The 20,614-nt window shown below is 74.2% G+C and carries 22 protein-coding genes; 8 read left to right on the top strand and 14 right to left on the bottom strand.

The window, feature by feature from the left end:
• Window positions 1–10 precede the first annotated feature (10 nt).
• The 8 genes from ACWPWV_RS15305 (at window position 11) to kduI (ending at window position 7,883) form a co-directional block, all read left to right on the top strand.
• The gene (locus tag ACWPWV_RS15305) at window positions 11–1,330 is read left to right on the top strand and encodes an ABC transporter substrate-binding protein (RefSeq protein WP_454043803.1); all 1,320 of its coding nucleotides are present in this window, start codon (window positions 11–13) and stop codon (window positions 1,328–1,330) included.
• A 105-nt stretch (window positions 1,331–1,435) separates the two neighbouring features.
• Window positions 1,436–2,401 (top strand): carbohydrate ABC transporter permease, encoded by a 966-nt coding sequence (locus ACWPWV_RS15300; RefSeq protein WP_454043802.1) that lies wholly within the window; start codon window positions 1,436–1,438, stop codon window positions 2,399–2,401.
• On the top strand, window positions 2,401–3,300 hold the full coding sequence (locus ACWPWV_RS15295) for a carbohydrate ABC transporter permease (protein ID WP_454043801.1): 900 nt from the start codon (window positions 2,401–2,403) through the stop codon (window positions 3,298–3,300). Before ACWPWV_RS15300 ends, ACWPWV_RS15295 begins: the two co-directional genes overlap by 1 nt.
• Window positions 3,301–3,305: 5 nt before the next feature.
• Entirely contained in the window at window positions 3,306–4,016 is a 711-nt protein-coding gene (locus ACWPWV_RS15290) for a DUF624 domain-containing protein (RefSeq protein WP_454043800.1), read from the top strand.
• Window positions 4,017–4,068: 52 nt separating this feature from the next.
• Complete coding sequence (locus tag ACWPWV_RS15285) at window positions 4,069–5,244, top strand: glycoside hydrolase family 88 protein (protein WP_454043799.1); 1,176 nt, start codon at window positions 4,069–4,071, stop codon at window positions 5,242–5,244.
• The gene (locus ACWPWV_RS15280; RefSeq protein ID WP_454043798.1) at window positions 5,241–6,194 is read left to right on the top strand and encodes a fumarylacetoacetate hydrolase family protein; all 954 of its coding nucleotides are present in this window, start codon (window positions 5,241–5,243) and stop codon (window positions 6,192–6,194) included. Before ACWPWV_RS15285 ends, ACWPWV_RS15280 begins: the two co-directional genes overlap by 4 nt.
• Entirely contained in the window at window positions 6,191–6,955 is a 765-nt protein-coding gene (gene kduD, locus ACWPWV_RS15275; RefSeq protein WP_285821109.1) for a 2-dehydro-3-deoxy-D-gluconate 5-dehydrogenase KduD, read from the top strand. The genes ACWPWV_RS15280 and kduD overlap by 4 nt, the downstream gene beginning before the upstream one ends.
• Window positions 6,956–7,019: 64 nt before the next feature.
• Window positions 7,020–7,883, top strand: a complete 864-nt coding sequence (gene kduI / locus ACWPWV_RS15270; protein ID WP_454043797.1) for a 5-dehydro-4-deoxy-D-glucuronate isomerase — start codon at window positions 7,020–7,022, stop codon at window positions 7,881–7,883.
• Between the two features lie 111 nt (window positions 7,884–7,994).
• Here the strand turns inward: kduI and ACWPWV_RS15265 are convergent, their stop codons facing one another.
• From ACWPWV_RS15265 to xerD, 14 genes are all read right to left on the bottom strand, one after another.
• Window positions 7,995–9,173 carry a zinc-dependent alcohol dehydrogenase gene (locus tag ACWPWV_RS15265; protein ID WP_454043796.1) on the bottom strand — a complete coding sequence of 393 codons (1,179 nt, stop codon included), beginning with the start codon at window positions 9,171–9,173 and terminating at the stop codon, window positions 7,995–7,997.
• Window positions 9,170–9,601, bottom strand: a complete 432-nt coding sequence (locus tag ACWPWV_RS15260; RefSeq protein WP_454043795.1) for a hypothetical protein — start codon at window positions 9,599–9,601, stop codon at window positions 9,170–9,172. Before ACWPWV_RS15260 ends, ACWPWV_RS15265 begins: the two co-directional genes overlap by 4 nt.
• A gap of 92 nt (window positions 9,602–9,693) precedes the next feature.
• Window positions 9,694–10,809: a hypothetical protein gene (locus tag ACWPWV_RS15255; protein ID WP_454043794.1), complete on the bottom strand. Its 1,116-nt coding sequence runs from the start codon at window positions 10,807–10,809 to the stop codon at window positions 9,694–9,696.
• Complete coding sequence (der, locus tag ACWPWV_RS15250; RefSeq protein WP_454043793.1) at window positions 10,806–12,296, bottom strand: ribosome biogenesis GTPase Der; 1,491 nt, start codon at window positions 12,294–12,296, stop codon at window positions 10,806–10,808. The genes ACWPWV_RS15255 and der overlap by 4 nt, the downstream gene beginning before the upstream one ends.
• Window positions 12,297–12,381: 85 nt before the next feature.
• A complete protein-coding gene (locus ACWPWV_RS15245; protein WP_454043792.1) occupies window positions 12,382–12,747 on the bottom strand; it encodes an iron chaperone in 366 nt (121 codons plus the stop codon).
• A gap of 72 nt (window positions 12,748–12,819) precedes the next feature.
• Window positions 12,820–13,794 carry an EamA family transporter gene (locus ACWPWV_RS15240; RefSeq protein ID WP_454043791.1) on the bottom strand — a complete coding sequence of 325 codons (975 nt, stop codon included), beginning with the start codon at window positions 13,792–13,794 and terminating at the stop codon, window positions 12,820–12,822.
• Window positions 13,791–14,489, bottom strand: coding sequence for a lysophospholipid acyltransferase family protein (locus ACWPWV_RS15235; RefSeq protein ID WP_454043790.1), 699 nt, complete (start codon window positions 14,487–14,489; stop codon window positions 13,791–13,793). The genes ACWPWV_RS15240 and ACWPWV_RS15235 overlap by 4 nt, the downstream gene beginning before the upstream one ends.
• Window positions 14,486–15,259, bottom strand: coding sequence for a (d)CMP kinase (gene cmk / locus ACWPWV_RS15230; protein WP_454043789.1), 774 nt, complete (start codon window positions 15,257–15,259; stop codon window positions 14,486–14,488). Before cmk ends, ACWPWV_RS15235 begins: the two co-directional genes overlap by 4 nt.
• Before the next feature lie 50 nt (window positions 15,260–15,309).
• Window positions 15,310–15,672, bottom strand: a complete 363-nt coding sequence (aroH, locus tag ACWPWV_RS15225; protein WP_435736040.1) for a chorismate mutase — start codon at window positions 15,670–15,672, stop codon at window positions 15,310–15,312.
• 44 nt (window positions 15,673–15,716) lie between these two features.
• The gene (locus tag ACWPWV_RS15220; RefSeq protein ID WP_454043788.1) at window positions 15,717–16,715 is read right to left on the bottom strand and encodes a pseudouridine synthase; all 999 of its coding nucleotides are present in this window, start codon (window positions 16,713–16,715) and stop codon (window positions 15,717–15,719) included.
• Window positions 16,712–17,419 (bottom strand): SMC-Scp complex subunit ScpB, encoded by a 708-nt coding sequence (scpB, locus tag ACWPWV_RS15215; protein WP_454044558.1) that lies wholly within the window; start codon window positions 17,417–17,419, stop codon window positions 16,712–16,714. The genes ACWPWV_RS15220 and scpB overlap by 4 nt, the downstream gene beginning before the upstream one ends.
• A gap of 38 nt (window positions 17,420–17,457) precedes the next feature.
• Window positions 17,458–18,396, bottom strand: coding sequence for a segregation and condensation protein A (locus ACWPWV_RS15210; RefSeq protein WP_454043787.1), 939 nt, complete (start codon window positions 18,394–18,396; stop codon window positions 17,458–17,460).
• Complete coding sequence (locus ACWPWV_RS15205; RefSeq protein WP_454044557.1) at window positions 18,380–19,258, bottom strand: ParA family protein; 879 nt, start codon at window positions 19,256–19,258, stop codon at window positions 18,380–18,382. The genes ACWPWV_RS15210 and ACWPWV_RS15205 overlap by 17 nt, the downstream gene beginning before the upstream one ends.
• 263 nt (window positions 19,259–19,521) lie before the next feature.
• Window positions 19,522–20,565, bottom strand: a complete 1,044-nt coding sequence (xerD, locus tag ACWPWV_RS15200; RefSeq protein ID WP_454043786.1) for a site-specific tyrosine recombinase XerD — start codon at window positions 20,563–20,565, stop codon at window positions 19,522–19,524.
• Window positions 20,566–20,614 lie beyond the last annotated feature (49 nt).

Below are 20,614 nucleotides of genomic sequence, written 5' to 3'. Positions count from 1 at the left end.
AGCAAAGGACATGAAGCGCACGACACCGATCGCGATCGGCACGGCTGCCGTGGTCGCCCTCACGCTGACGGCCTGCGGCGGAGGTTCCGGCGAGTCCGGTGGCGACGCCACGGCCGACGGCCCCGTCACCCTCACGCTCGCGGGCTGGAGCCTGGCGTCCACGCCGGAGTTCCAGACCATCGCGGACGCGTTCCACGAGGAGAACCCCGACGTCACGGTCGAGGTCAAGGAGTACGCCGCCGGCAACGACTACGACACGCAGATGACGGCCGACCTCGCCGCGGGCACCGCGCCCGACATCTACGTGCTGAAGAATCTCAAGAACTTCTACACGTACCAGTCCGGCCAGCAGCTGCTCGACGTCTCCGACGTCGCGGGCGAGCTCGACGGCGACACGAGCGGCGTCGACGCCTACGAGGCCGACGGCGCGACCTACGCGGTGCCCTACCGCCAGGACTCGTGGATCCTCTACTACAACCAGGACCTCTTCGACGAGGCGGGCGTCGACCAGCCCGACGGCTCGTGGACGTGGGACGACTACACGCAGGCCGCGAAGGACCTGACGACGGCGTTCCAGGGCTCCGGCTCGACGGCGACCGGCACGTACCAGCACTCGTGGCAGTCCACGGTGCAGGGCTTCGCCCTCGCGCAGAGCGACGGCGCGTCGCTCGACAGCGCCGACTACTCGTTCCTCGAGCCGTTCTACGAGCGCGCGATCGAGCTGCAGGACGCGGGCGCCCAGCCCACGTTCGGCACCGTGACGACGAACTCGCTCACCTACCAGGCGCAGTTCGGCACGCAGCAGGCCGCGATGATGCCGATGGGCACGTGGTACGCCGCGACGCTCATCGCGCAGCAGGAGAACGGCGAGGCCGACGAGTTCGCGTGGGGCATGGCCCCGATCCCGCAGGTCGACGAGTCCACGACCGGCACCGACGCCACGCCCGTGACGTTCGGCGACCCGACCGGCCTCGGCATCAACCCCGCGATCGACGAGGAGAAGGTCCAGGCCGCGAAGGACTTCCTCGCGTTCGCCGCGGGCGAGGGCGGCGCCGCGGCGCTCGCCGAGATCGGCATCACGCCGGCGCTCTTCTCCGACACCGTGGTGGACACGTTCTTCGGCCTCGAGGGCGTCCCCACGGACGACCTGTCGAAGTTCGCGTTCTCGACGCACGAGACCAAGCCGGAGAACCCGGTCGCGCCGAGCACCGCCGCCGTGCAGAACATCCTCAACGACCTGCACACCGCCGTGATGTCCGGGTCCACCCCGATCGCCGACGCGATCCCCGAGGCCGAGAACCGCGCCTCGTCCGAGGCCGGCATCGGCTGACGCCTCCCGGTACCTCCGCCGCACCCGACCGGGGCGCCGCGCCGCTGACCGCGGCGCCCCGGCCGGGCCGGCACACCACGATCTTCCAGACACAGGAGTCCCACGATGTCGACCATCGCCGCCGACGCGCGGTCGCAGCCCGGGACGGACGGGCCGGCCACGCCGTCCCGACCGCCGACGAGCCGCCGCCGCGCCGGAAGCCGCCTGAAGCTGCGCAACACCCTCGTCGGGTGGAGCTTCATCCTGCCGAACTTCATCGGCTTCGCCCTGCTCACGCTCATCCCCGTGATCGTGCTGTTCTACATCTCGTTCACGAGCTGGAACGTGTTCGGCGCGGCGCAGTGGATCGGCCTCGACAACTTCGAGCGCCTCGTCGGTGACGCGAGCTTCCACACGGCGCTGCTCAACACGCTGTACTACGCGGCGATCCACATCCCGCTGACGCTCGCCGCGTCCCTGGGTCTGGCGCTCCTGCTCAACCGCAAGCTGCGCGGCGTCGCGTTCTTCCGCACCGTCGCGTTCTTCCCCTACATCACGTCGATCGTCGCGATCGCCGTCGTGTGGAACATGCTCTTCAGCCCCGAGTTCGGGCCCATCAACCAGCTGCTGCGCGCCGTGGGCGTCGACAACCCGCCCGGGTGGACGACGTCGAGCGCGTGGGCCATGCCCGCGGTCATCCTCGTGAGCGTGTGGCGCGAGATGGGCTACTACATGCTGCTGCTCCTCGCGGGCCTGCAGACGGTGCCCGCGCAGCTCTACGAGGCGGCGCGCATGGACGGCGCCAACGCGTGGCAGCGGTTCTGGAACGTCACGCTCCCGGGCCTGCGCCCGACGATGTTCTTCGTCACCGTGATGCTCACGATCGGCAGCTTCAAGATCTTCGACCTGATCCTCGTCATGACCAACGGTGGCCCCGGGCAGTCGACCCTCGTGCTGAGCCAGTACATCTACCAGAAGGGCTTCGTGGAGAACCAGTTCGGCTACGCGTCGTCCGTCGCGGTCGTGCTGTTCTTCATCTGCATCTCGGTCACCATCGTCCAGTTCCTCGTCAACAAGAGGAGGGAGGCGTGATGGCCACGCTCGACACCCCTACCCCCGCCGCCGCCCCCGTCGCGCTCACCCCGGAGCCCCGCGCGCGCCGCGGCCGCGCGACCTCCGTCGCGGGCCGGACCGCCGGGTACGTCGCGATGGCCGTCGCCGCCGCCGCGATCCTCCTGCCGTTCTTCTGGATGGTCATCTCGTCCCTGAAGAACAACAACCAGGTGTTCACGATCCCGATCCAATGGGTCCCGGACCCCGTCGTCTGGCAGAACTACCTCGACATCTGGTCGCGGTCGAACATGACGTCGTGGCTCAAGAACACGCTCATCCTGTCCGTGACCGTGACGGTCCTGCAGGTGCTCACGGGCAGCTTCGCGGCGTACGGCTTCTCGAAGATGCGCTTCCGCGGGCGCGACGTGCTCTTCCTGCTCTACATCGGCACCATCGCCGTGCCGTGGCAGTCGTACATGATCCCGCAGTTCATCATGCTGTCGGACGCCGGGCTGTCGAACACGCTCTGGGCGATCATCGCGCTGCAGGCCTTCGGCGCGTTCGGCGTGTTCCTCATGAAGCAGTACTTCGAGACGATCCCCGAGGAGCTCAGCGAGGCCGCGCGCATCGACGGCCTCAGCGAGTACGGCATCTGGCGGCGCATCATGATGCCGCTGTCCGTCCCCGCGATCGCGAGCCTCACGCTGCTGACGTTCGTCAACACGTGGAACGACTACCTCGGGCCGCTCATCTACCTGCGCAGCCCCGACCTGTGGACCGTCCAGCTCGGGCTCAAGTCCTTCATCGGCCAGTACAACGCCGAGCACGCGCTCATCATGACCGGCTCGGTGCTGTCCGTCCTGCCGATCGCGATCATCTTCCTCCTCGGCCAGCGCTACTTCGTCGAGGGCGTCGCGTCGACCGGTCTGAAGGGCTGACCCCGATGGCCACCTCTGCGCACGCGCCGCGGCGCCGCCTCGTCTCGCACGAGACGTACGAGCTCGTCTTCAGCACCGTCTACGCGGGCCTCGCGACGAACCTCCTCGTCGTCGTCGCGTGCCTGCCCCTCGTCGTGCTCGCCATGACGACGGACCCGACGGCGTCGTGGCCCGCGCTCGCCGTGCTCGCGCCGTTCTGCACGCCCGGCGTCGTCGCCGCGTTCGGCGTGTTCCGCGCGATCACCGCGGACGGGTCCGCCCAGGTCGTGCGGACGTTCTGGCGCGGCTACCGGCAGCACTGGCGCCGGTCCGTCGCGCTCGGCGCGCTGGGTACCGCGCTGGTCGTCGTGCTCGCCGTGGACGTGCGCGCCGTGTGGGGCCACGCCGTCGGCGCGGTCGCCATCCCGGTGTTCGTCACGCTGATCGTCCTGACGCTCGTGACGTCGCTCGTCGCCGCCGCCTCGCTCGCCGACCACCCGGAGGCGCGGCTGCGCGACCTGCTCCGGGCGTCGCTGTTCGCCGGCGTCCGGCGCTGGTACCTCACGCTGCCCGCGCTGCTCGTCCTCGCGATGCTCGGCTCCGTCGTCGCGGCGCGCCCCGCCGTCGGGCTGGGCCTGGCCCTCGCTCCCCTGCTCTTCGTCGCGTGGGGCGGCGCCCGCTACGCGCTGCACTCCGCCCTCGGCACGGTGACCGCACCGGCCGCGGCCCCCCGCTGACCTCTCACCGACCGTCGGTCGCTCCTCGGCACCGACCAGAAGGATGTTCCTGATGACGCTCGCCACCGGGCTCGCCACCGAGCTCGCACCCGCCGTCGACGCCGCACTCGCGACCGTCCGGCGCAACATCGCCGCGTTCGGCGACCTCTACCCCGACGACACGACCGCCGGCAACCTCTACCCGCCGCGCCCCGCCACGCCCGAGTTCGCCGAGGGGGCGAACCGCGGCTGGACCACGAGCTTCTGGCCCGGCATGCAGTGGCTCGCCTACGAGCTCACGGGCGACGAGGCGTTCCGCGCGGCCGGCGAGCGGCACGTCGCGGACTTCGCCCGGCGCGTCGACCAGGGCGAGGACCTGCACACCCACGACCTCGGCTTCCTCTACACGCTGTCGTGCGTCGCGCCGTGGCGCCTGCTCGGCGACGGGACCGCGCGCGCCGCGGCCCTGTCCGCCGCCGACCACCTCATGGTCCGGTTCCTCGAGCCGGCCGGGATCCTCCAGGCGTGGGGCGACCTGTCCGACCCGGCCCAGCGTGGCCGCACGATCGTCGACAGCCTCATGAACATGCCGCTGCTCACCTGGGCCGGCGAGCAGACCGGCGAGGAGCGCTACCCCGACGCCGTGCGCCGCCACACCGCACAGCTCGCGCGCCACATCGTGCGCGAGGACGACACGACGTTCCACACGTTCTACTGGGACCCCGTCACGGGCGAGCCCCTGCGCGGCGGGACCGAGCAGGGTGCGGGCGACGACTCGTGCTGGGCGCGCGGCCAGGCGTGGGGGATCTACGGCTTCGCCATGAACCACCAGGTGACGGGCGACCCGGAGCTGCTGCGCGCGTCCCGGCGCTGCGCGGACTACTTCCTCGCGCACCTGCCCTCCGACGGCGTCCCCTACTGGGACCTCGTCTACACCGACGGCAGCGACGCGCCCCGCGACAGCTCGTCCGCCGCGATCGCCGCGTGCGGCCTGCACGAGCTCGCCGCAGTCGAGACGGACCCGGAGCGCCGCGAGCGCTACGCGACCGCCTCGCTCGACATGCTCCGCGCGCTCGTCACGGGCTACACGCCGGCCGCCGAGGGCGTCGAGTCCGACGCGCTCCTGCTCCACTCGGTCTACGACGCGCCGAAGAGCATCGGCGTCGACGAGGGCAGCCTCTGGGGCGACTACTTCTACCTCGAGGCGCTCGTGCGCCACACGCTCCCGGGCTGGGTGAGGTACTGGTGAGGCTCGTCACGCACGTCACCGCCGGCGCCGAGCGTCCCGGCGCCCTCGTTACCGATGGCGACCGCGAGCGCCTGCTCGACCTCTCGCCCGCCCTCGGCGACGGCGTCACGGTCACCGACGTGCTCGCCGACCCGGCGCTGACCGCCCGGGCGCGCGACGCCGTCGGGCAGGCCGCGGCCGACGCCACCGCGCTCGCGGCCCTCCCCTGGGCCGACGACGCGCGGCTCGCTCCCCCGGTCCGCCCCGGCAAGATCCTGTGCCTGGGCTACAACTACCGCGGCCACGTGCCGGACGGGCAGGACCCGACGACGGACGACCCGGAGTTCCCGGACGTCTTCGTCAAGACGCCGAACACGCTGAGCGGCCCGCACGACGTCGTCACCGTGCCCCCGGTCGCGGACGACGTCGACTACGAGGGCGAGGTCGCCGTCGTGATCGGACGCCGCGCGCACCGCGTGGGCGTCGAGGACGCGATGGACCACGTCGCCGGGTACGCGCTGTTCGACGACGTGTCGGACCGCTCCTGGCAGCGCCGGTCGAGCCAGTGGACGATGGGCAAGTGCCTCGACGGCTTCGGTCAGCTCGGGCCCGCCGTCGTCACGGCGGACGAGGTCGCCGACTTCCACGACCTCACGGTCGAGGTGGTGCGCGACGGCGTCGTCACCGTGTCGCAGAGCACGTCGACGATGGTGTTCCGGCTGCCGTTCCTGGTGCACTACCTCAGCCAGGTGATGACCCTGGAGCCGGGCGACGTCATCTCGACCGGCACCCCGCAGAAGCTGCCAGCGGCGCTCGCCGCGCACCGCCCGCTCGGGCACGGCGACGCCGTGACGGTCCGGGTGGCGGGGCTCGGCGCGCTGACGACGCGCTTCGCCCGACCGGACCCGGAGACCTCGGGCGCGGCCACGACCGCCGACCCGGCCACCTCGACCGAAGGAGTGCCCGCATGATCCTCGACCAGTTCCGTCTCGACGGGAAGGTCGCCCTCGTCACGGGCACGAGCCGCGGGCTCGGCCAGGGCGCGGCGGTCGCGCTCGCCGAGGCGGGCGCCGACGTCGCGCTGCTCGACCGCAGCGTGCCCACCGAGACGATCGCCAAGGTCGAGGCGCTCGGCCGCCGCGTCCACTCCGTGCAGCGCGACCTCACGACGGCGACGCCGGCCGAGCTCGGCTCCGCGGTCGCCGAGGTCGAGGAGGCGCTCGGCGGCGTGGACGTCCTCGTCAACAACGCGGGCACGATCCGCCGCGCGCCCGCGGCCGAGCACCCCGTCGAGGACTGGGACACCGTGCTGACCGTCAACCTCGACGCCGTGTTCCACCTGTCGCAGGCCGCCGGCCGCCGCATGCTCGAGCGCGGCGGCGGCAAGATCGTCAACGTCGCCTCGATGCTGTCGTTCCAGGGCGGCATCCTCGTGCCCGGCTACGCGGCGTCGAAGCACGCCGTCGCCGGTCTGACCAAGGCCCTCGCCAACGAGTGGGCCGCGCGCGGAATCAACGTCAACGCGATCGCCCCCGGCTACATGGCGACCGACAACACCGCGCCGATCCGCGCCGACGAGGCGCGCGAGCGCTCGATCGCCGAGCGCATCCCGGCCGCGCGCTGGGGCACGCCCGCCGACCTCGCGGGCGCGCTCGTCTTCCTCGCGTCCGACGCCGCCGCGTACGTGCACGGGGTGATCCTCCCCGTGGACGGCGGCTGGCTCGTGCGCTGAGCCGCCCGACCGACCCTTCCGAAGCCCGACCGAGCACCACCCGCACCACCAGGAGAGCAGACCCGTGGAACAGCGTTACGCCACCAGCCCCGAGCAGATCACCGGAGCGACGACGCAGGAGCTGCGCGACCGCTTCCTCGTCCAGGACCTGTTCGTCCCGGGCGAGGTGAACGTCACCTACACCCACCACGACCGTGTCGTGCTCGGCGGCGCCGTGCCGGGCGACGCCCCGCTGCCGCTGCCGACGTACGACGAGATCCGCAGCGAGTACTTCCTCGAGCACCGCGAGGTCGGCATCGTCAACGTCGGCGGCACGGGCACCGTGACGACCGACGGCGAGGTGCACGAGCTGCCGAAGGGCGCGTGCCTGTACGTGGGCCGCGGCGTGCGCGAGGTCGTCTTCGCGAACGCCGAGGGCTCCGCCGACGGCTCGGGCGGGGACGAGGGCGGTGCGGAGCGCGCCGCGTTCTACCTGTTCTCCGCGCCCGCGCACACCGCGTACCCGACCGTGCTCACGCTGCCGGGCCAGGGCACCGTGCGCGAGCTCGGCGACCAGGTGACGTCGAACCGCCGATCGCTCAACCAGTACATCCACGAGAACGGCGTGAAGTCCTGCCAGATCGTCATGGGCGTCACGTCACTGCACCCGGGCAGCATGTGGAACACCATGCCGGCCCACACGCACGACCGCCGGACCGAGTGCTACCTGTACTTCGACGTGCCGGCCGACGCGCGCGTCATCCACCTGTGCGGGCAGCCGACCGAGACGCGCCACCTCGTGGTGGGCGACCGCGAGGCGGTCATCTCCCCGAGCTGGTCCGTCCACTCGGGCGTCGGCACGGCCGCCTACTCGTTCGTCTGGGCGATGGCCGGCGAGAACCAGTCGTTCGACGACATGGACGGCTTCCCCGTCACGTCGATGCGCTGACGCCCGCCTCCGGGGCAGCACGCGTGGAGGGTGCCGAACCCCGGGTCACGGGTCGATCCGGTCCGGGTCGACCCGTGACGCGGGGTTCGGCCGTCGCGGTGGCCCGTCCGCTCAGCCGTTCGGGAGGAAGACCGCGCGCACGCAGCCGTCCTCCTTCGTCTTGAACATCTCGTAGCCGCGCGGCCCCTCCTCGAGGGGCATGACGTGCGTCGCGAGGTGCTCCGTCACCAGCTCCCCGCGCTGCATGCGCTCGAGGAGCATGGGGATGTACCGCTGCCCGTGCATCTGGGCCCCGCGGAGCGTGAGCCCCTTGTTCATCGCCGCGCCGAGCGGGAACTTGTCCGCGAGCGCCGCGAAGACGCCGAGGACGAACACGCTCCCGCCCTTGCGGCAGTGGTAGATCGCGTGCCGCAGCGCGGTGGGCCGGTCGGTCTGGAGCCGCAGGTACTGCTTCGTGCGGTCGTACGCGTCCTCGAGCGGCGACCCGCCGCCCGCCTCCATGCCGACGGCCTCGATGCAGACGTCGGGCCCTCGCCCGGCCGTCGCCTCGAGCAGCGCCGCACCGACGTCGTCCGTCCCCTCCCGCAGCGTGTCGCAGCCGACGTACCGGCGCGTCATCGTGAGGCGCTCCTCGAGCGGGTCGATCACGAAGACACGCTCGGCGCCGAGCAGCATCGCGGCGCGCGCGGCCATCTGGCCGACGCCGCCCGCGCCCCACACGGCGACGACGTCGCCCGGCGACACGCCGCCGAGGTCGGCGCCCGTCCAGCCGGTGGCCGCGGCGTCGGACGCGAACAGCGCCCGCTCATCGGTGACGTCCCCCGGGACGGTGAAGGCCCCGACGTCGGCGAAGGGGACGCGCACGTACTGGGCGTGCGAGCCCATGTAGCCGCCCATGGCGTGCGAGTACCCGTAGCAGCCGCCGGGCGCGAAGCCCCACAGGCCCTCGGTGATCGCGGGGTTGCGGTTGCCGTTGTCGCACAGCGAGTACAGCTCCTGGCGGCAGTACCAGCACTGCCCGCACGCGACGAACGACGACACGACGACGCGGTCGCCCACGCGGTGGTTGCGCACCGCCGGACCCACCTCGACGACGTCGCCCAGGAACTCGTGGCCCAGCACGTCGCCGGAGCGCATGAAGGGGATGTACCCGCCGAGCAGGTGCAGGTCCGACCCGCACGTCACCGTCCGGCGCACCTTGACGATCACGTCGCGGTCGTCGAGGAGCTCGGGGTCCGGGACCTCGCCGACGGAGAGCTCGTTCACGCCCGTCCACTGCAGCGCCCTCACAGCCGTCCCTCCTTCCCGGCCCGGCGGATCGCGGTCTCGAGCGGCAGCGCGGTGAGCGTCCGACGTCGCACGAGCGGCTCGTCGGGCGGCATGACCGTCCCGGTCTCGAGCAGCTGCTTGGTGAGCCGCAGCGCCTGGCGGGCGTCGGCGACGTCGACGTCGTCCGGTCGCTCGACGGTCAGGCGCAGCTCGGTGCCGAAGTCCTTCGGCGCGGGCTTCGTCTCGAGCCGGACGGCGTCACCGAGCTCGACGAGCGGTGCCGGGCGCGACCGCTCGAGCTCGGCGCTCAGGGCGTCGTGGGGCCGGTGCACGGTGACGGCGAGCACCCGGGGGCCGCCCGTCCGTGCCTCGTCGGCACGGCGGCGTGCCCACCAGGTCGCGGCGCCGGCGGCGGCGGAGAGGGCGAGAACTTTCGCGGCAGGTCTCATGGGCAGGCTCCGGGGGACGACCGGCAGACGACCGGTACGACGGGCTCGCGCGGGCTGCTGCACGCGGGAGGCGGAGCGCCTCGTGCAGCAGGCTAACCCTGTCGGCGCTCGCTCGCCGGGTCGGCGGTCGGGCGGGACCGTGCGGACGAGCCCCCGTGCCGACGCTCGTCGTCCCGCCCCAGCGCCGCCCCGAGCGCGGCGAGGACGAGGAGGTCCACCACGAGCCCCGCGACGCCGACCCACTGCAGGGCCCGGAACACGAGGAGCTGCGTGAGCAGGAGGGAGACGAGGACGCCCCGGCGCACCCACACGGCCGCGGCCCGCCGGTCCCCCGCGCCGCGACCTCGGGAGCGCACCACGCCGACGACGACGCACGCGACCGTCGCCGCGACCCCGGTGACGATCCCGAGACCGACCCAGGTCGGCACGTCGATCCCGCCGGTCAGCACGCGGACCCCCGCGGCGAGCGACCCGGCCGAGACGCCGAGGACCGCGACGACCACCACGACCGCCGCCCAGCGCCGCTCGAGCGCCGCCGTGAACCACGACGACGCGCGGTCCACCAGCGCGCGCACCGGGTCCGGGAGGTCGACGGGGTCGCGCGGGACCGCGTCGACGAGCGCCGCGACCTCGCGGGCCGCGGGCTCGCCCCGACCCAGCGCGAGGAGCGCCCGGGCCTCCTCGCGCGCGGAGTCCGTGAAGCCGCCCGCGACGCCCGCGACGGCGCGGTCGGCCGCCACGGCGAGGTACTCGGCCGGGTGGTGCCGCCGTCGTCCGTGCAGCGCCTCGGCCACGAGCACGAGCACGACGACGGTCGCGTAGATGAGGGCCGCCGTCGGCTCGTAGAAGTAGTCGTTGTCCGCGGTGACGAACTTGCCGATCTCGTCGACGAACAGCCCGAACCCGATCCCGCTGAGCACCGCCCCGAGCGACCGGAGCGTCGGGCCGACGAACGACAGGAGCACGACGACGCCGAGCGCCATCCCGAGCCCGCCCCAGAGCACGTGCGCGACGTGCAGGTCGTCGCCGCCCACCTGCGGGTACCCGGAGGCCGCGAGGAGGAACCGCGTGACGAGGACGGTCGCGACCGCGACCACGAGGAACGTCACGACGTGGCGCACCGCCGCGGTGTCGCGCACGACGCCGAGCCGCAGCACGCGGCCGCGGCTCGCGACCCCGCTGCGCGGCCCGGTCGGCGGCTCGGTCACCGCTTGCGCTTCTCCCGCACCCGCACGCTGATCTCGAGGGGCGTGCCCTCGAACCCGAACGTCTCGCGCAGGCGACGCTCGATGAACCGGCGGTAGCCCGCCTCGAGGAAGCCCGTGGCGAAGACGACGAAGCGCGGCGGGCGCGTGGACGCCTGCGTCGCGAAGAGGATGCGCGGCTGCTTGCCACCGCGCAGCGGGTGCGGGTGCGCCGCGACGAGCTCGCCGAGGAACGCGTTGAGACGCCCCGTGGGGATGCGCATGTCCCACGAGTCGAGCGCGCGCTCCATCGCCGGGACGAGCCGGTCCGTGTGCCAGCCCGTGCGGGCCGAGACGTTGACGCGCGGCGCCCACTGCACCTGCACGAGGTCCTTCTCGATCTCCCGCTCGAGGAACGGGCGACGGTCCTCGTCCATGAGGTCCCACTTGTTGTACGCGATGACGAGCGCGCGCCCGGCGTCGACGACCTGCGAGATGACGCGCGTGTCCTGCTCGGTGAGCGGCACCGACGCGTCGACGAGCACGACCGCGAGCTCCGCCTTCTCGATGGCCGCCTGCGTGCGCAGGGACGCGTAGAAGTCGGCGCCCTTCGTCTGGTGCACGCGCCGCCGGATGCCGGCGGTGTCGACGAGCACGTAGGGCACGCCCTTGATCTCGACGAGCTCGTCGACCGGGTCGCGCGTCGTGCCCGCCGTCTCGTCGACGACCACGCGCTCCGCGCCCGCGATCTTGTTGAGCAGCGACGACTTACCGACGTTGGGCCGCCCGATCAGGGCGACGCGGCGCGGGCCCGTGGGGCGCAGCTCGCCGTGCTCCGACTCCGTCGGCAGGGCCTTCATCGCGGCGTCGAGCAGGTCACCGGTGCCGCGCCCGTGCAGCGCCGAGACGGGGTGCGGCTCGCCCAGCCCGAGGCTCCACAGCGACGCCGCGTCGGCCTCGCCGGACTGGCCGTCGACCTTGTTGGCGCACAGCACGACCGGCTTGCCCGACTCGCGCAGGAGACGCACGACGCGCTCGTCCGTGGCCGTCGGGCCGACGGTGGCGTCGACGACGAAGAGCACCGCGTCGGCGAGCGAGATCGCGACCTCGGCCTGCTCGGCGACCTTCCACTCCAGGCCCGCGACGTCGACCTCCCAGCCGCCCGTGTCCACGAGCGTGAACCGGCGACCGGCCCAGTCCGCCGGGTAGCTCACCCGGTCGCGCGTGACGCCCGGCTTGTCCTCGACGACCGCCTCGCGACGGCCGAGGATGCGGTTGACCAGCGTCGACTTGCCGACGTTCGGGCGTCCGACCACGGCGAGCACCGGCAAGGGCGCCTCGGGCTCGTGCTCCTCGAGGTCGAGGTCGTCGGCGTCGATGAGGGCGAGGTCGGTGTCCTCGAGCTCGTAGTCCTCGAGTCCGGCGCGCAGCGCGCGCTCGCGCGCCTCGTCGTCGACGGTGTCCGTGGACCCGTCGGGCGTGCCGGGCTGGGCCTGGTCGGGTGTGGTCATGGGGACCATTCTCCCAGGAGTGCGCGCACTCTCCGAACGCGGCGAGGACGTCGCCGCGCGAGCCGGGTCGGGACGTGCGGGCGCGTCAGCCGACCGCTCCGTGATGACGGGCCGCGAGCCGCGCGACGACGTCGCGCACGACGTCGTCCGGGACCGGCTCCGCGAGCGGGAACCGGAGCGTGCCCTTGCCGTCGCGGTACCGCGCGATCCGGCGCGCGAGGTCGTCGTCCTCGTCGTCGGGCACGGGGTAGAGCGAGACGTGGTGAGCCCAGCCGGCGAGGTAGACGACGTACCGGTCGTCGAGCGTGAACGTCGGGATCCCGTAGCTGATCCGCTCGCCCAGCCCCTCGACCGTCGCGTGGATCACGCCGCGCAGGTGCTCGACGACCTCGCGCGTCGCCGGCGCGAGCGACGCCACGTACTCGTCGACGGTGGTGACCTTCTCCGCCATGGTGCTCCCTCCCCCCGCTGGACCCGCGCGTCGTCGCGCGGACCGTGCCGCCCGGCGCGGATACGCGTGAACCTACTCCGCGTCGGCCGGACCGGCGCGCCGGGCGACGTCGCCCGCCGGGGCGAGCGCCGCCCGCTCCGTCCCCGCGAGGCGGACGAGCACGATGCCCACCACGACGAGCACCCCGCCGAGGCCCTGCACGACGCTCGGCACCTCACCGAGGAGCAACCAGGCGATGAGCACGGCGAACAGCACCTCGGAGAGCCCGACGAACGACGCGAGCCGCTCCCCCGCGCGCACGGTCGCGGCGACGCCCGACACGTACGCGAACGCCGTCGCGACGAGCACGACGACACCGAGCGGCACGAACCAGGGCACGGTGGACCCGAGCAGCGGGACGTCCACCAGCGGGGCGCGCAGCGGGAGCAGCCCGGTCGCGCCCACGGCCGCCAGCGCGAGCGCGCCGACGCCGAGGCCGGACGCGGCGAGCGCGACGGGCGGGACCGTCGTCGGCCGGGCGGAGAGCACGAAGTAGGCGCCCAGACCGACCGCGGCGCCCAGCGCGAGGAGCACGCCCAGCGCGTCGAGGCTCGCTCCCCCCGGGTCCACGACGAGCACGAGGCCGGCGACGGCGACGGCGCACCCGGCCAGCGTGCGTCCCGGCGGCACCCGCCGCGTGCGTGCCCAGGCGAGCCCCACGAGCAGCACGGGCGCGAGGTACTCGATGAGCAGGGCGACGCCGACCGGCAGCCGCTCGACGGCCGCGAAGTAGCACAGCTGGGTCGCGGCGACCGCCACGAGCCCGAACCCGAGCACGAGCCGCCACTCGGCGCGCAGCGCACGACGGCTCCCGCGCAGGGCGAGGGCGGCGAACGGCGCCAGGACGAGCGCCGAGCACAGCGCGCGGGCGAGGACCGCCGCGCCGGGGGTCCATCCCGCCTCGAGCAGCGGCTTGACGAACGGTCCGGACGCGCCGAACGCGAGCGCCGACGCGAGCCCGAGCAGGACGCCCGTGCCGGGCCGGTCACCGACGGCGACGACGCTCACGGCGTGAGGCGTTCGCGGTTCGGGTCGTCCAGGGGCAGGGCGATCCCCGAGCTCGCGACGGTGTCGGCGACGAGGACGGAGAGCTCGTGCCGGATCCGCTCGTTCGCGTCCTCGAGCGCCTGCTTGCCGCTCGTGCCGGGTGCCCGCTCGACCACGACCGGCGTCCCGAACCGCACGACGAGGCGCCGCCGCAGGCCGGGGACGTGGTTGACCCCCTCGCCGGTGCGCCGGGTGCCGAGGACGGCGACGGGGACCACCCGCGCCTGTCCGTTGAGCGCGAGCCACGCGACGCCCGCGCGCGCGGACGTGGCGTCGCCCCGGCCACGGTTCCCCTCGGGGAACACGCCGACGGCGCCGCCCCGGCGCAGTACCGCGAGGGCGGTCGAGAGCGCGCGCCGCCCGCCCTCGCGGTCCACGGGGATCTGCCCGGCGGCACGCAGCACCGTGCCGACGGGGCCGACGAACATCTCGTCCTTGACGAGCACGTGCAGCGGCCGCGGCGCGACCCCGAGCACCAGGGGTCCGTCGACGACGCCCGTGTGGTTCGCGGCGAGCACGACCGGCCCCTCGGTGGGGACGTTCTCGGCGCCCTCGACGCGCGTCGCCCACACCACGCGGGCGAGGAAGCGCCCGACCCACCGCGACCACGCCGGTCCCGCGGGCGACGGGACGCGGGGTGCGGGCGCGCCGCTCACGGCGCGGGGCGGGGGCCCACCGCCCGACCGGTCGTGCGCCCCACGACGGCCAGCACCGCGTCGACCGTCTGCGGGAGGTCGAGGTCCGACGAGTCGACCGTGGCGACGCCGTCCGCCGCGACGCGGAACTGGGAGACGGTGGAGTCGTCGCGGTCACGACGCAGCACCTGGTCCTTCGTCGCCTCGACCGCCGCCGCGTCGGCGGTGCCGTGCACGTCGAGCGAGCGGCGGGCGAGGCGCGCCTCCTCGCTCGCCGTGAGCAGGACGCGCACGTCGGCGTCCGGCGCGACGACCGTCGTGATGTCCCGGCCCTCGGCCACGACGCCGCGTCCTGCCGAGAACCCCGACGGGCCGCGCTCCGCCTCGATGACCGCGCGCTGGACGCGACGCAGCTCGGCGCGCACGTCGAGGTTCGTCGCGACGGCGCTCACGGCGGTGGAGATCTCCGTGCTGCGGATCGCCTCCCCCACGTCGGTGCCGTCCACGTGGACGGTGGGGTCGTCGGGGTCGAGGCCCACGGCGAGGGGCATGACGCGCACGGCGCGCGCGACGGCCACCGTGTCGTCCAGGTCCTCGCCGCGGTGCAGGCACCACCACGTCGCGGCCCGGTACATGGCCCCCGTGTCGAGGTACGCGAGGCCGAGGCGCCGGGCCACACCTCTCGCGACGCTCGACTTGCCCGACCCGGACGGCCCGTCGATCGCGATCGTCAGCGGAGCGGCGGCGCCGCCCTCCGCGCGGGCGTCGGTGCCCGGCGTCCCCTGCGTCATCTCGTCTCCTCCTCGCGCGTCACCGCGCGTGCTCACCCGGCCGGCCGTGCTCACTGGGCGAGGTCCCGGCGCAGCGCGGTCGCGCCGTGCAGGTACACGTGCTGGACGTCGGCGCGGTCGACGTCCAGCTCGGCGTGGGCCATCAGCCGCACGACGCGCGGCAGCGCGCCCGGGACCGCGATCTCCGTCGCGCACATCAGGGGGACGTCCCCGAGGCCCAGCTCGCGTGCGGCCGCGGCCGGGAAGTCGGACACGAGGTCGGGCGTGCACGTGAAGAGGATCGAGATGAGCGCGGACGTGTCGACCCGGTTCGCGTCGAGCACCTCCTGCACGAGCTCGCGGGTGCGCGCGAAGAGGTGCTCGCGCTCGTCGGCGTCGAGCTGGGTCGCGCCCCGGATGGCCCGGACCGGCATGGGTGGTGCTCCTTCGTGCGGTGGTGCGGACGTCTCGCCGGACCTCAGAGGTCGACGGCGGACATGAGGGTCCCGAGCTCGGTGCGCCCGAGCACGCGCGTCGTGCCGGGGCGCAGGTTGCCGAGCGCGATCGGGCCGATGCGCGTGCGCACGAGACGGGTCACCGGGTGGCCGACCTCCTCGAACATGCGGCGCACGACGCGGTTGCGGCCGGAGTGCAGCACGATCTCGACCATCGTCTGGTCGGCGACCTGGTCGACCACGCGGTAGGAGTCGGCGCGCACGACGCCGTCCTCGAGCTCGATCCCGTGGAGGAACTTGTTCGCGACGTTCCCCGGCAGCTTGCCCTGCACGGTCACCAGGTAGGTCTTCGCGATCTCGTGGGACGGGTGCGCGAGGCGGTTGGCCAGCTCGCCGTCGTTGGTCAGCAGGAGCAGGCCCTCGCTGTCCGCGTCGAGCCGACCGACGTGGAACAGCCGCTCCGAGCGGTCCGCGACGAAGTCGGTGAGCGACGTGCGCCCGTCCGGGTCGTGCATCGTCGACACGACGCCGCGCGGCTTGTTCAGGGCGAGCGTGACGCGCGACGTGTCGAGCTGCAGACGCAGGCCGTCCACGTGCACGACGGCGGTCGCCGGGTCGATGCGCACGCCCAGCTCGCGCACGCGCACCCCGTCGACCTCGACGCGGCCGTCCGCGATGAGCTCCTCGCACGCGCGGCGCGAGCCGAGACCGGCCGACGCGAGGACCTTCTGCAGCCGCACGCCGTCCTCGACGTGCACGTCGCGGACCGGCTCCGTGGGCTCCGGCCGGCGGCGCTGCTGCTGCGGGGCAGGCCGTGCGCCGGGAGCGCCCCGACGGCCACGACCGGCGCCGCCCGGTGCACCGCCCCGACCCGAGGCCCCGCGACCGGTGCCACCGCCGGTGCGACCGGCGCCGCCCGCGCCGCGACCGGCGCCGCCGGTCCCCCGGCCTGCGTCGCGGCCCTGCGCGCCCTCGCGTCGTCGTGACCCGTCGCCGTCCCGGCGTCGGTCTGCTGTGCTCATCGCTGTCCTTCGTCCGTGCCCTCGTCGTGCGCCGCGTCGGTCGACGCGGCGTCGTCGGGCGTCTGTGCCACCGAGGGCCGTCGGGGGCCGGCCGACCGGAGGTCGGCGAGCCCGTCGATCCCCTCGAGATCGTCCATCCCCGGCAGGTGCGGCGCGAGCGGGGGCAGCTCGTCGAGCGACGAGAAGCCCATGCGCTCGAGGAAGTACCCGGTCGTGCCGAACAGGCCTGCGCCCGTGTGCGGGTCCTGCCCGACCTCGGCCACGAGCCCGCGCGCGGCGAGCGTGCGCACCACGCCGTCGACGTTCACGCCCCGGACCGCGGACACCTGCCCCCGGCTGACCGGTTGACGGTACGCGATGACGGCCAGAGTCTCCAACGCCGCCTGGGTCAGCCGGGCCGTCTGACCGCCCCGCACGAACCGCCCGACGACCTCGGCGTGCGCCGGCGCGGAGTACACGCGCCAGCCACCGCCCGCCTCGCGCAGCTCGAACCCGCGCGCCCGGCCGCCGTCCTCGCCGCGGTACTCGGCCGCGAGCGTGACGAGGGTCTCGGCGACCTCGTCGGTCGGGACGGCGAGCGCCGCGGCGAGCTCGACCACGGGGATCGGCTCGTCGGCGACCATGAGGACCGCCTCGAGCGCGGCGGGCAGCCCGCCGGGGAGCCCGTGGACGTCGGGCAGGTCGACGGCGTCGTCCGCCGTCACGGCAGACTCCTCCACGGTCGGGTCGTCCTCGACCTCGGTCACGCGTGCACCTCCGTCGCGTCGCGCGCCAGGACCACGTCCTGGTCGCGTCCCTGCTCGTCGTCCTCGTCGTCCTCGTCGAACTCGCTGCCGACACCGGCCGCGAGGCCCGCGTCGTCCTCGCCCGCCCACCGGACCGTGAGCTCGCCGAGCGGGGAGACCTGGTCGAACCCGACGAGCCCTTCGCGGAAGAGCTCGAGCAGCGCGAGGAAGCGCGCGACGACCACGACCGTCTCCCCCGCGTCCGCGACGAGGGCCCGGAAGGTCGTCGCGCCCTGGCGCCGCACGTGCGCCGCCACGACGTCCGCCTGCTCGCGCACGCTGACCGCCGGGGCGTGCAGGTGCGCGAGGTCGACCCCGGGCGGTGGCGCCTTCGGCGCGAGCGCACCCGCCGCGAGAGCCGCGAGGCGGTCGGGACCCATCGTCCACACGAGCTCCGGCAGGAGCGCGGCCAGGTGCGGTTCGAGCTGCACGACGCGCGGGAACCGACGGCCCTGGCTCTCCAGCCGCTGCGCGAGCACGCCCGACACCTCCTTGTACGCGCGGTACTGCAGGAGCCGGACGAAGAGCAGGTCGCGGGCCTCCAGGAGGGCGAGGTCGTCCTCGTCGTCGACGATCCCCGACGGGAGGAGCCGGGCCGCCTTGAGGTCGAGCAGGGTCGCCGCGACGACGAGGAACTCGCTCGCCGTCCCGAGGTCCCAGCCGGGGTGGGCGTCGCCCGCCGCGTGCGCCTGCGCCGCGGCGCGCTCCTGGGCGCGGATGTACCCGATGAAGTCGTCGGTCACGCGACCGAGCGCGATCTCCGTGATGTCGAGCTTGTGCTTCGTGATGAGCGACAGCAGCAGGTCGAACGGCCCGTTGAAGTTGTCGAGCCGGACCTCGAAGCCACGCGGCTCGGTGCGCGGGGGCGCGGCCTCGGTGTCAGGCGGCGTCGCCACGGGCGACCAGCTCCCGCGCGAGCTGCCGGTAGGCGTGGGCGCCCGGGTGGTTCGGCGCGTAGATGGTGATGGGCTCCGCGGCGACGGACGCGTCGGGGAACTTCACGGTGCGGCCGATCACCGTCTGGAGCAGCTTGTCGCCGAACGCCTCGTGCACGCGGGCGACGACCTCGCGCGAGTGCAGGGTCCGCGAGTCGAACATCGTCGCGAGGATGCCGTCGACGTCGAGGCGCGGGTTCAGCCGGTCGCGCACCTTCTCGATCGTCTCGACGAGCAGCGCCACGCCGCGCAGCGCGAAGAACTCGCACTCGAGCGGGATGAGGACGCCGTGGGCGGCGGTGAGCGCGTTGACGGTCAGCAGGCCGAGCGACGGCTGGCAGTCCACGAGGACGACGTCGTAGTCGTCGACCACGGGGCGCAGCACCCGGGACAGGACCGACTCGCGCGCGACCTCGCCGACGAGCTGGACCTCCGCCGCGGACAGGTCGATGTTCGCGGGCAGCAGGTCGAGGTTCTCGACGTCGGTGGGGACCAGCACGTCGTGGATGTCCGCGCCGCGCTCCATGAGGAGGTTGTAGACCGTGCGGTCCAGCTCGTGCGGGTTGACCCCCAGGCCGACGGAGGCGGCGCCCTGCGGGTCGAAGTCGACGAGGAGCACGCGGCGCCCGCACTCGGCGAGCGCCGCGCCGAGGTTGATCGTCGTGGTCGTCTTGCCGACGCCGCCCTTCTGGTTGCACATCGCGATGATGCGTCCCGGTCCGTGCGACGCGAGCGGCGCGGGGTCCGGGAACACCGGGAGCGGGCGGCCGACGACGTCGACACGCGGGGCCTCCGCCGCCGGGGTCGCGGGTTCCGCCGGCACGCCCGGCGACGCGTCCGAGGGGGCGGCGGGACGGGCGCCGGCACCGGGCGCGGGGTACGTGCCGCCGGTCTCGTGCTGGGTCTCGGCCTGGCTGCTCACGTCCGCCACGGTATCGCAGCCCTCCGTGCCCGCCCGTGCGCACGCGCCCGCGCGCCGCGATCCGGTGCCCGGACGACGGGGGCGGACGGCAGCCGGCGGGACGCCGAGCGGACGGCGTCCGACGGCGGGACTACGCGGTCCCGCGGGTGCGCGGCGCGCGACCGTCAGCCGAGCGCGCGCGGGTGCGAGGCCGTGTAGACCTCGCGGAGCGTGTCGGGCGTGACGAGCGTGTAGATCTGCGTCGTGGTCACGGACGCGTGGCCGAGCAGCTCCTGCACCACGCGCACGTCGGCGCCGCCGGCGAGGAGGTGCGTGGCGAACGAGTGGCGCAGGGTGTGCGGGGAGATCCGCTCGGGGTGCGCGAGCCCCGCCCGCTCCGCGGCGGTGCGCAGGACGGCCCACGCGCTCTGCCGCGACAGGCGCGCACCGCGCGTGTTGAGGAACGTCGCCGGTGTGCCCCGGCCGCGCGACGCGAGGTCCGGGCGGCCGCGGACGAGATAGGCGTCGAGCGCCCGCCGCGCGAACGAGCCGACCGGCACGACGCGCTCCTTGCCGCCCTTGCCGAGGAGGCGCACGGCGCCGGTTCCGAGGTCGAGGTCGTCGACGTCGAGGCTGACGGCCTCGGAGATGCGGGCCCCCGTGGAGTACACGAGCTCGAGCAGGGCCCGGTCGCGCAGCGGCGCAGCGCCGTCGCCCGCACCGGCCGCCTCGAGGATGCGCTCGACCTCGTCGGTCGAGATCGCCTTCGGCAGCCGCTTGCCCTGCGCGGGCGGGCGGACGTCGGCCGAGGCGTCACCGTCCGCGAGGCCCTCCGCGGCGCAGAAGCGGTGCCAGCCGCGCACCGCGGCCACGGACCGGGCCGTGGACGACGGCGAGAGGCACGCGCCGCCGTCGGACCCGGTGCGCAGCGCGGTGACGTACGCGCCGACGTCCTCCGCGGCGACGTCGCGCACGGCGTGGTTGCCGCGCCCGGCGAGGAACGCGACGTAGCGGGCCAGGTCCCGGCGGTACGCCGCGACGGTGTTGGCCGACAGCCCGCGCTCCACCGCGAGGTGCGCGAGGTACTCGCGCGCGGCCCGGTCGAGCGCGTCGGGCACGACGACGGGCGCCCGGGACGCCGCGGGCGCGGCGGGCTCTGCGGACGCGTCGGGGACGGCAGGCGCGGCGGGCGCCGGTTCGCCGGCTCGGGTGGAGAGGGCAGGGGGCACGGGTCCATCATGCCCGCGCGGACCGACGCGGCCCCGGAGGCTGCCCGGG

The sequence above is a fragment of the Cellulosimicrobium sp. Marseille-Q8652 genome (assembly GCF_965112045.1).
The sequence above is the reverse complement of the archived record's forward strand: the minus strand, read 5'-3'. Positions and strand labels throughout refer to the sequence as shown.